The following is a 10,428-nucleotide window of genomic DNA, read 5'->3' on the forward strand; positions in this document are numbered from 1 at the left end:
CGTGATGCTGCTCCGGGCACACTCATCTACACGCCGCTTTCATTCTCGAGCTTTTGCCGTTTGCGCAGATGCGGAAAAAGCGTCATCCAGACAGCTACCACTACCAGCGTCCCTATTCCGCCCAGCGCAGCCGCCGGTACCGCCCCCAGCCACGCGGCCAGCAGGCCCGATTCAAACTCCCCCAGCTGGTTAGAGGTATTGATAAAGATAGCGTTGACGGCGTTGACGCGGCCACGCATATCATCCGGCGTATCCAGCTGTACCAGCGCACCGCGGATCACCATGCTGACCATATCGAACCCTCCCAGCGCAGCCAGCGCCAGCAGTGAAAGCCAGAGCTGAGTTGAGAGCGCAAACAGCAGCGTCGCCAGACCAAAACCGGCAACCGAGCCAAACATAATCATACCGACATGCTTTTCCAGTTTATTGCGGCTAAGCCAGACACCCACTACCAGCGCCCCGACTGAAGGTGCACCGCGCAGCATACCCAGCCCCCACGGCCCGGTATGCAGAACATCCTGCGCAAAAATCGGCAACAGCGCCGTGGCGCCGCCCAGCAGGACGGCAAACAGGTCAAGCGAGATCACGCCCAGCACATCTTTGCGTTCACGGATAAAGCGCACGCCGGCGAACATATTGGTCAGGTTCATCGGCATACGCGACTGAGGCGGCCGCGCGTAGCGCAGGCGGCTAATCAGGACAAGTGAGAAGAGATAGAACAGCGCTGAGACGCCATATACCACTTCAGGTCCGGCGACATACAGCAGGCCCCCCAGCGTCGGGCCGACGATCACCGCTGCCTGCCCCCCCACTGAACTGGCCGCCATGGCGCGGGCCAGAACCGGCGGCGGCACCAGCGCCGGCAGCATTGATGTAATGGCCGGCCACTCCAGCGCTTTTGCCACTGAGATCAGAAACACCAGTCCCCAGATCTCTATCCTGCCGGCCCAGTGCAGCAGCGTCAGCGCCACCAGGCCAAGCAGCGCTACCCACTCAATCAGCTGGCCCACCAGAACAATACGACGGCGATCGTGCTGATCGGCCAGATGACCGGCCGGCAACGCCAGCAGTACCGAGGGTAAAAACTGCATTAAACCGATCATGCCCAGCGCCAGCGCACTGTGTGTCAGCGCATAGATTTGCCAGCTGACCGCCACTGAAAACATCTGGAAGCCAAATGACGAGCAGGTGCGCGCCAGCCAGAAAGCCACAAACGATCGATGCCGCAGCAGTGACGCTTCTGCAGCAGTGCTTTTTAAACCTGTCATATGATCCCATCCTGAAATAATTAACTGATTAGCGTCATTGCACTAATCTGGTCAGAAGCCAGGCAGCAGCTTCTGTTATCGTTTTGTCTCTCTGAGAGTGCGCGATAACACTCTGGCAGGCAATGGCGGGTTGTGCGCTTTTGAAACAGCAGGTTAACCGCCTGAGCAATAAACATTGGCCTCTATATATCAGGAAGGTTATTGTTATCGATGGAAAACAGGTATTAATTTATTGATTACTGAATTAACAGCTTAATTATCCTTTTTAACGCCAGGAATATCTCTGTATCAGAGACAGGTAAAAAAAGGTGATTTGGCACTCTCTTTCGATCTATATTAGCCGCCGGTAAATTACAGACATAACACGCATTTATAATAAAACATATCGTTCCGGTTAATAATTTTTTTGCAGAGATACATGAAAAACAGTACTTATAATCCTTATGTTACTGAGCGCATTCATCGCTTTGACAACACGCTGTGCGGCGTGTGTTATTCAGCACCCTTTATGCATTGCGAGCAGGATGCTGATACATTACTTAATGGACATAACATAATTGCTTTGCATAATCAGTTGCCTGACACACCTGAATTAATAATTATTCCGCTGGCGGGAAATAGCCTGATGGAATTTTTGCGCGCCCCGGAAAATTATCCGATGCTGCAGGCTGCGCACGTCCGTCTGGCAATTGATTATGCAGGGCTGCTACAGGGTGGTGCTCCCCTGCTTGCCGTTGCGCACCACTTCTCATTCTGGTTGTGCGATCTCGCGCCGCCGGGAACAGAATGGAAAAAAATCGTGGCGTTTCCATTTAGCGGCGTGGTTTTAGCTGAAGATTTTTTTAACGATAATTATCTCAAGTTCAGCTTTCCGTTTTTAATTGAGTCTCTCAGGGAAAGAGAAGCAGATGTTATATTACGTACCGCACAACTGACGCTGAATAGCGAACATTACCAGCGTCTGCAGTTAAGCGGCTGGCAGCAACAGCGCACACCCGGCACGCTTTTTTAGGGTAACCGTTTACACAATCTGCTACTCCGCGGCGTGGCAACCTGATTTGATCGGAATTAACGCCGCTATTCCCCCATAAAATGTCGCAGGATTTAGCCAGACAGAGTTAAAACCGCTAAAAAAAGCAAACTCGTTAACGTTTTTAAGATAAAATTTAACGCAAAGGGATCATCTGGCGTCACGGAAGAACGCTGCGTGAACATTTCTGCTCACTTCGTACTCTATGTCGGGAAACAGCCTGAAGCGTTGTTTCCTTTGTTTTTCTATGGCAAAGAAAGAGGTCAATATTATGGGGAAAGCTTCCTCATCTTTTGGCGTAATCCGCTTACTCACGGTGCTGTTCGCACTGCTGACAGGCGCGTTTATGCTGGTTGGTGGCGTTTGGTTAGCTACCATTGGAGGTTCCTGGTACTACGTTATTGGCGGTGTGATGATGCTGATCACCGCTGTTCTGCTCTGGCGTCGCAGTAGCGCCGCGCTGATGCTGTATGCGCTGCTGCTGCTCGGCACGCTGATCTGGGGCGTATGGGAAGTCGGCTTCGACTTCTGGGCGCTGGCACCGCGCACCGATGTGCTGGTGATTTTCGGTATCTGGTTGATCCTGCCTTTCGTCTGCCGCGCGTTTAATCCTGCCGGCAGAGGCGCGATGCTGGTGGCGCTGATTGCCAGCGTACTGGTTCTGGCGTGGGCCGTTTTCCACGATCCGCAGGAGCTGAATGGCGAACTGCCTGCTGCAGCGGCCACTTCACAGACTCAGCCTATCAGCAATATTGCTGATGCTGACTGGCCGGCGTATGCGCGCGATCAGCAGGGCACCCGTTTCTCTCCGCTGAAGCAGATCAACACCAGCAACGTTAAAGAGCTGCAGGTTGCCTGGCAGTTCCAGACCGGCGATCTGAAAAATGCTAACGATCCGGGTGAAATCACGGATGAAGTAACGCCGATTAAAATCCGCGACACGCTCTATCTCTGCTCACCGCACCAGATCCTGTTTGCACTGGATGCCACAACCGGTAAGCAGAAGTGGAAGTTTGATCCGGCTCTGAAGCAGAATCCGACCTTCCAGCACATCACCTGCCGCGGCGTTTCCTATCATGAAACCCCTGCAGCAGCGGATAGCGCGGCAACTCAGCCGGCACTCTGCGCGCGTCGCATCTATCTGCCGGTCAACGATGGTCGTCTGTTTGCACTGGATGCGGAAACCGGCGAACGCTGCCCGTCATTTGGTAACAACGGCGAGCTGGACCTGCAGCACAAGCAGCCGGTTACTACCCCAGGTCAGTATGAACCGACCTCGCCACCGATTATCACCGATACCACTATCGTGATCGCCGGTGCCGTAACCGATAACTACTCTACCCGTGAGCCATCGGGTGTGATCCGCGGCTTTGACGTCAACACCGGCAAACTGCTGTGGGCATTCGATCCGGGCGCGAAAGATCCTAACGCGATTCCGGAAGATGAGCACACCTATACCCTGAATTCACCGAACTCATGGGCACCGGCGGTTTACGATCCGAAACTGGATATCGTTTATCTGCCAATGGGCGTGTCTACTCCGGATATCTGGGGCGGCAACCGTACGCCTGAGCAGGAGCATTATGCAAACAGCGTTCTGGCGCTGAATGCCACCACCGGTAAGCTGGTCTGGTCTTATCAGACCGTGCATCACGACCTGTGGGATATGGACCTGCCTTCTCAGCCGACGCTGGCTGATATCACCGACAAAGATGGCAACACCGTTCCGGTGATCTATGCACCGGCGAAAACCGGTAACATCTTTGTGCTGGATCGCCGCAACGGCAAGCTGGTCGTACCGGCACCGGAAACCCCGGTTCCGCAGGGCGCAGCGAAAGGTGACCACGTATCACCGACGCAGCCTTACTCTGAGCTGACCTACCGTCCTAAGCAGAATCTGACTGACAAGGATATGTGGGGCGCGACGATGTTTGACCAGCTGGTGTGCCGCGTGATCTTTAAACGCCTGCGCTATGAAGGTCCATTCACGCCGCCATCTGAACAGGGTACGCTGGTCTTCCCGGGCAACCTCGGCATGTTTGAATGGGGTGGTATCGCCGTTGATCCACATCGTCAGATTGCTATCGCCAACCCGATGGCGCTGCCGTTTGTCTCAAAACTGATCCCACGCGGACCGGGCAACCCGGCTGAGCCACCGAAAGGTGCGGAAGGCGGTTCCGGTACTGAAACCGGCGTGCAGCCGCAGTATGGCGTGCCGTTTGGCGTTGAGCTGAATCCGTTCCTGTCACCTTTTGGCCTGCCGTGCAAACAGCCAGCCTGGGGTTACATTTCAGCGGTGGATCTGAAAACCAACGAAACCGTGTGGAAAAAACGCATTGGTACCGTGCGCGACAGCGCGCCACTGCCGCTGCCGTTTAAAATGGGTATGCCAATGCTGGGCGGCCCAATCACCACGGCGGGACACGTTGCCTTTATCGGCGCAACGGCAGATAACTATCTGCGTGCGTTTGATACCAACACCGGTGAAATGCTGTGGCAGGCGCGTCTGCCAGCCGGTGGTCAGGCAACGCCAATGACCTATGAAGCGAACGGCAAGCAGTACGTTGTCATCGCGGCTGGCGGTCACGGCTCGTTTGGCACCAAACTGGGCGACTACGTGGTTGCCTATGCGCTGCCTGATACGAAATAACCTTTCGTAACAGCAGCATAAATCAGGCGGGCCAATGGCCCGCCTTTTTTATGCCTCCTGTCTCTCCCGCACCACGCTGCGTACCAGCAAAGCACACAGCGCCATCATCAGCGCGGTGATCAGAAACACCGGCTGCATCCCAACTGCTCCGCTGACGATCCCGCCGCAGAGCGGCCCGGTCACCTGTCCGGCATACTGTGCCGAGGTTGCATAGCCCAGCATTTTTCCCGTCTGCTGCTGCGGGACATGGTGGCGTATCAGCGCAGTAATACAGGGCAGCAGCCCGCCCAGTGCCATACCCATCAGAAAACGCAGGCCGGTAAGCTGCCATACGTGGCTGATAAAGGCCTGCGGGATCAGCAGCAGCGCGCTGACTGTCAGCCCGGCAAACAATACACGGCCGTGTCCGATACGATCCGCCAGTCGCCCGGCCAGCGGCGCAGCGATAATGCTGCCCAGCGCGGCCGCCGCCATCACAATCCCGGCGTTGACGGTTACCGCGTGCTCGCCCTGCACAAACTGCGCAATATAGAGCGTGATAATAGGTTCGACAGACATGGTGGCAAACATCATCAGCATCGCCGTCAGCCACATCAGCCGTACCACCCGCAGGTTAGCAGGCTGCTCTGGTGCGACCTGCCCTGCCTCAGCCGCGCGTTCTGGCTGCCGCGGCGCCTCTTTCAGCAGACACGCCGTGCCGAGAAACGCAAGGAAGATCGCTGCACCCGTCAGCCAGAAGGTGTGACGGATGCCGATCAGCGGCGGCAGTATTCCGCCCAGCAGCGGCCCCGCGACGTTGCCTGCCATAATGCCCGCTGAGAGAATGCCCAGCGCCCAGCCAGTGTGGGCTTTCGGCGTCTGTGCGGCGACCAGGATCGTAGAGCCTGAGGCATAACCCCCCAGCAACCCGGCCAGCAGGCGCAGCGCCACCAGCTGCCAGGGGGCGGTGGCCATACCAATCAGCGACATGGCTATCGCCATGCCCAGACTGGCGCGGATCAGCATCAGTTTGCGTCCATAGCGATCCGCCAGCCGGCCCCATAGCGGGGCCGTCAGCGCGGCGCTCAGAAACGTGGCCGCATAGGCGGCACCTGACCAGCGGGCGATCGCCGCCGGCTCCTTAATACCAAGCTGCTGAACATAGATCGGCAGAAACGGCAGCAGCAGCGTCATCGCCACAATGGTAGTAAATGACCCCAGCGTGCAGACCAGCAGGTTGCACTTCCAGTGTTGCTGTTCAGCTGTTAATGATAATGATGCGTGTGGCATACCTTCTCCCGCCGGCTGTTTTTTATCAGGCTAACAGCGCAAAACGGCAGAAAACAGGCGGCGCAGAACAGTTACCTGTCAGCCCGCCACCGTTGCCAGACAGCAACAATCAGGGAGCATGCAGCGCGGTGATAAGCGCATCGCACAGCTGTGTGACCGGCGATGAAGGCTGCGGCTGCTCTTTCAGCAGCAGGTAGCTGTGAAAGCGATCCATCTGCCAGTCGCTCAGCACTGGCTGGATATCGCCGCGCGCCAGCGCCTCACGCGTCATATAAGAAGGCAGATAGGCAATGCCGCCGCCAGCCAGCGCGGCATTGAGCAGCGCCATACTGTTATTGGCGCGGAAGCGGCTGCGTACCTCCAGCGCCAGCCGCTGCTTGTCACGCCGGAACGGCAGAGCGGCGGTATGTGCCGGACCGTGAAACAGCAGCAGGTTGTGGCGTGTCAGGGTGCGCGGATGATCAATCAGCGGATGCGCGGTCAGATAGCCGGGCGTAGCGTAAAGGCCCCAGTCGATAGTACTGAGTTCGCGCCAGGCGCCTCCCTGCGGTGCACGGCTGCGGATCGCGATAGTGATATCTGCGTCAGGGTGAGGATCGTCGCTGGTGGTGAGGTCCAGATCAACATGCAGATGAATATGGCGGCGAATAAAGGCGTCCACCACCGGCGCCACACACTGACAGCCAAATGTCACCGGAGCCTGCAGGCGCAGATTGCCGGCCGGCAGCTGATGCAGCTGCTGCACAAACGTATCCGCCTGATGCAGCTCGTCCAGCATGCGCAGGCAGAATGGGTAGTACGCCTGACCGTGCCCGGTCAGCGCCACATGACGCGTGGTACGCTGCAGCAGTTTGATCCCCAGCCGCACCTCCAGCCGGGCAATTTCGCGGCTGACATAGGATTTAGAGACGCCGAGAATGCGCGCGGCTTCGCTGAAACTTTGCCGCTCTGCCACGTGCGCAAACAGCAGCATGGCTGTCAGATTATCACCAGGGTTCATGGGTCCGGCTGTCAGAGAAACATGCCCCGCAGCTTAAAAGGTATTATGCCGTTCTGCATCCGATTTTCTCTCCGCCGCAGGCCGGCCGGTACGGACGCCGTCCCTTATACGGCGACGGCAAACGGCAGCAACAGCCGCTCCGGCTCAACGCGACGCTGACGACGCAGCTGTCCTGGCGTGACGCGAAAGTAATTTTTAAAGGTCCGGGTGTAGGCCTGCTGCGTATCAAAACCGTAGTTCATGGCAACCTGCAAAATGGCGTCGTCACTGTTGAGCAGCGTTAACGCCGATTCCGTCAGGCGGCGCTGGCGGATATACTCAGCCAGTGAAAAACCGGTGTGCTGACGAAACAGGCGCTGCAGATGCCAGCGTGAATAGCCCGATCGACGCGCTACCTCATCCAGATGCAGATCGTGGCCTAAGTTATCTTCAATCCACTCCAGTAAACTACGGATAAACTCTCGCTGATTCATCGCACCCTCCGGCTTAACAGCCTGTTCCTGAGTGGCCACTGTAGCGCAGGAGATTTATCCCTTAATTAGCGAAGAATTAGCGCAGAATTAGCAAAGCGGGCAGCGGCAAAAATTCAGCGGCGATAATTGTTTGCTAATAAAGCGGCGTTACACTGCCCGACACTGATAAGGAGACTCCATGCGCGTGCTGCTGGTAGAAGATGATGAAATGATTGGTGCCAACCTGCAGCAGGCGCTGGAAGCTGCAGGCTGGTCGGTAGACTGGGTGCGCGACGGCCGGTTTGCCTCGCACGCCTGGTCGGAAAGCAATTACACCTGTGTGCTGCTCGACCTTGGCCTGCCGCGTGAGGATGGTCTCGACGTACTGCGGCGCGCCCGCGCGCGCGGTGATATGACGCCGGTACTGGTGCTGACCGCCAGGGACAGCGTCGCCCAGCGCATTCAGGGGCTGGATAGCGGCGCGGATGATTACCTGCTCAAGCCCTTTGATCTGCAGGAAGTGTTTGCGCGTATGCGCGCCATCACCCGGCGCCGCCACGGTGCCGCCGACTCGCTGCTCGGCAGCGGCGACGTGCAGCTGGATATGATGACGCGGGAAGTGCTCTATAAGGGCCAGCGTGAACAGCTCACCGCTCGCGAATATGCCCTGCTCTATGCGCTGCTGGAGCGACCCGGTGCGATCCTCTCACGCGAGCAGCTGGAGAATCGCATCTATGGCTGGGGCGAAGAAGTCACCAGCAACGCCGTTGATGTGCTGATCCACGGTATGCGGCGCAAACTGGGGAACGAAGCGATCCGCAACGTTCGCGGCCTTGGCTGGCGGGTACCGGCACAATGAAAAATTTTACGTTTCTGCGCTCTCTGCGCAATAAGCTGCTGATGAGCCTGGTGCTGCTGCATCTGGCGATGATTGGTGGCGTGACCTGGTACTTCTTTCACTGCTACGGCGACATGATGGGCTCGATGAAAGACGATCAGCTCGCAAAAGTGGCCGACGTCTGGTCAGCCAGCCAGACAATGCCCGCGCTGATGCCGATGATCCTCGATCAGGACAGGCTTAAAAGCGCTTATATCGTCCAGCTGTGGGATACGCATCATCAGCTGCGCGCCAGCTCGTGGCCGGCGCTGCAGGCACCGCTGCAGCCGGTTCACGGCTGGTCCGATTTGCGTCTTGGCGACTGCGGTGACGACTGTGAATGGCGCGTCTATACCCGTCCCGGCGAAGCGGGCAGTGAAATCGGCACCGTGCAGGTGCTGCATAATATCGGCTACATGAAAAGCCTGATGGTGAAGCGCGTGCTGTCGGCGGTGATCCCGCTGATCCTGATGATGCCACTGTCGCTGCTGCTGATCTGGCTGATCGTACGCGCCATTACGCGCAATCTGCTGGTAGCGTCCAGGCAGATCGCGGCGCAGGAGAGCCTGCATCCGCATACGGTGTCGCCGGATGGCCTGCCTGACGAAGTGCTGCCGCTGGTCGCCGCCTACAATGCGCTGCTGGACAAACTGCGCGCCGCCTGGTCCGCCCAGCGGCAGTTTCTGGAGGACGCCGCACACGAGCTGCGCACGCCGGTTACCGCCGTTACGCTGCAGCTGGAGAATCTGCGACAGCATATTCAGCCTGGCGAGGCGCGCCGTCAGTTTGATCAGCTGGAAGCGGGCGTAACCCGCACCCGTCATCTGGTGACACAGCTGCTGGATGTGTCACGCCAGGAGGATCGCTCCGCGGTTCCGGCAGCGGAAACGATCGAGATCGACGATCTGCTGAAGGAGAGTATTGAACAGCTGATGGTGGTTGCCGATAAGCGCGGCATCGATATTGGCTATAGCGGCAGCGCACGTTACCGCCTGCAGGCCAGCCGTTCTGAACTGCGCACCCTATTTGATAACGTTATCGGTAACGCCATGCTGCATACGCCTGAAGGAAGCCTGGTGGATGTGCTGCTGCACCGCGCAGACGATCGCATTGTGGTGGATATTGTCGATAACGGTTCCGGCATGCCGGAGTCGTTTCTGGAGCGGGCGTTTGATCGCTTTACCCGTTCGCCGGATGTGCAGGCGCAGGGCAGCGGTCTTGGCCTGTCGATTGTGCGCAGCGTGGCGCAAAAGCATCAGATGCAGGTGGCGCTGTCTAACTGTCTGACCCCGGAAGGTGAACGCTGCGGACTGCGGGTGCGGGTGACGCTGCCATAGCACGCGGTGCGCTTAGCCGCACGGAGCGGTGCGCTTAGCCGCGCGGAGCGGTGCGTTTAGCCGCGCGGGGGCTGTGCGCCTGGCAGCGCGGGACTCTGAGGGGGTTCCGCCCGCCAGGCTTCTGGCAGTTTCAGCGGCATTACCGCACGCGGACGGGCTAAGGGGCGGGTGGGCGCGCCCCTTAGCAATCCCCGCCCCGCGCCGTCCTCGCGAATTCCCGGACGCATCCCTCCGGCCTTAACGGACCGCGCGGATTCGCTCCTGCTCACTCCGCGCTCTCGCCGGCGTCCTGCCGGCTCGCCCTGGCCGTCACGCTGCGCCCGGCGCTGCGGATAGCGCCCCCTCTCCCCGCCTGCAAACCCTTCATTTTGTTTTTTAAAAATGTTGTGGTGTGGTCTGAAGCGTTTTCACGAAACCTTCAGCCATAAAAAATTCGAGAAAGAGAAAAAAAGCAGCAGCCGGGGGAAGCGCCATCCGGGTCCGCCGAGGGAGGGCGCGATTCCGGGATGAGCCGACAGGACGTAGGCGAAAGGGCGCGGTGAGCA

At 58.1% G+C, this 10,428-nt stretch carries 8 protein-coding genes; 4 read left to right on the plus strand and 4 right to left on the minus strand.

From position 1 onward, the window contains the following. Positions 1 to 26: 26 nt before the first annotated feature. Entirely contained in the window at positions 27 to 1,268 is a 1,242-nt protein-coding gene (locus tag B3041_RS14025; RefSeq protein ID WP_065650317.1) for an MFS transporter, read from the minus strand. A 418-nt stretch (positions 1,269 to 1,686) separates the two neighbouring features. On the opposite strand from B3041_RS14025, the gene B3041_RS14030 reads away from it, so the two are divergent. Together B3041_RS14030 and B3041_RS14035 are read left to right on the plus strand one after the other, a co-directional pair. After that, positions 1,687 to 2,280: a hypothetical protein gene (locus tag B3041_RS14030; RefSeq protein WP_065650318.1), complete on the plus strand. Its 594-nt coding sequence runs from the start codon at positions 1,687 to 1,689 to the stop codon at positions 2,278 to 2,280. A gap of 289 nt (positions 2,281 to 2,569) precedes the next feature. Further along, the gene (locus B3041_RS14035) at positions 2,570 to 4,948 is read left to right on the plus strand and encodes a glucose/quinate/shikimate family membrane-bound PQQ-dependent dehydrogenase (RefSeq protein WP_065650518.1); all 2,379 of its coding nucleotides are present in this window, start codon (positions 2,570 to 2,572) and stop codon (positions 4,946 to 4,948) included. Positions 4,949 to 4,996: 48 nt separating this feature from the next. Here B3041_RS14035 and B3041_RS14040 read toward each other — a convergent pair whose 3' ends face one another. From B3041_RS14040 to B3041_RS14050, 3 genes are all read right to left on the minus strand, one after another. Further along, positions 4,997 to 6,217, minus strand: coding sequence for an MFS transporter (locus B3041_RS14040; protein ID WP_292975910.1), 1,221 nt, complete (start codon positions 6,215 to 6,217; stop codon positions 4,997 to 4,999). A 109-nt stretch (positions 6,218 to 6,326) separates the two neighbouring features. Beyond that, on the minus strand, positions 6,327 to 7,217 hold the full coding sequence (locus tag B3041_RS14045; RefSeq protein ID WP_065650320.1) for a LysR family transcriptional regulator: 891 nt from the start codon (positions 7,215 to 7,217) through the stop codon (positions 6,327 to 6,329). A 104-nt stretch (positions 7,218 to 7,321) separates the two neighbouring features. Next, on the minus strand, positions 7,322 to 7,690 hold the full coding sequence (locus tag B3041_RS14050; RefSeq protein ID WP_065650321.1) for a helix-turn-helix domain-containing protein: 369 nt from the start codon (positions 7,688 to 7,690) through the stop codon (positions 7,322 to 7,324). A gap of 178 nt (positions 7,691 to 7,868) precedes the next feature. On the opposite strand from B3041_RS14050, the gene B3041_RS14055 reads away from it, so the two are divergent. Next, a complete protein-coding gene (locus B3041_RS14055) occupies positions 7,869 to 8,528 on the plus strand; it encodes a response regulator (RefSeq protein ID WP_065650322.1) in 660 nt (219 codons plus the stop codon). Continuing rightward, positions 8,525 to 9,883, plus strand: coding sequence for a sensor histidine kinase (locus B3041_RS14060; protein ID WP_292975916.1), 1,359 nt, complete (start codon positions 8,525 to 8,527; stop codon positions 9,881 to 9,883). The genes B3041_RS14055 and B3041_RS14060 overlap by 4 nt, the downstream gene beginning before the upstream one ends. Positions 9,884 to 10,428: the final 545 nt, after the last annotated feature.

Origin of the sequence: Pantoea sp. UBA4549 (genome assembly GCF_002387285.1) — a bacterium.
Lineage (GTDB): Bacteria > Pseudomonadota > Gammaproteobacteria > Enterobacterales > Enterobacteriaceae > Pantoea > Pantoea borealis.

Bases quoted from the DNA above. Each gene is read 5' to 3' on its own strand.
- B3041_RS14040 (WP_292975910.1), bottom strand. From the start codon at position 6,217: ATGCCACACGCATCATTATCATTAACAGCTGAACAGCAACACTGGAAG.
- B3041_RS14030 (WP_065650318.1), top strand. From the start codon at position 1,687: ATGAAAAACAGTACTTATAATCCTTATGTTACTGAGCGCATTCATCGC.
- B3041_RS14035 (WP_065650518.1), top strand. From the start codon at position 2,570: ATGGGGAAAGCTTCCTCATCTTTTGGCGTAATCCGCTTACTCACGGTG.
- B3041_RS14060 (WP_292975916.1), top strand. From the start codon at position 8,525: ATGAAAAATTTTACGTTTCTGCGCTCTCTGCGCAATAAGCTGCTGATG.
- B3041_RS14050 (WP_065650321.1), bottom strand. From the start codon at position 7,690: ATGAATCAGCGAGAGTTTATCCGTAGTTTACTGGAGTGGATTGAAGAT.
- B3041_RS14055 (WP_065650322.1), top strand. From the start codon at position 7,869: ATGCGCGTGCTGCTGGTAGAAGATGATGAAATGATTGGTGCCAACCTG.
- B3041_RS14025 (WP_065650317.1), bottom strand. From the start codon at position 1,268: ATGACAGGTTTAAAAAGCACTGCTGCAGAAGCGTCACTGCTGCGGCAT.
- B3041_RS14045 (WP_065650320.1), bottom strand. From the start codon at position 7,217: ATGAACCCTGGTGATAATCTGACAGCCATGCTGCTGTTTGCGCACGTG.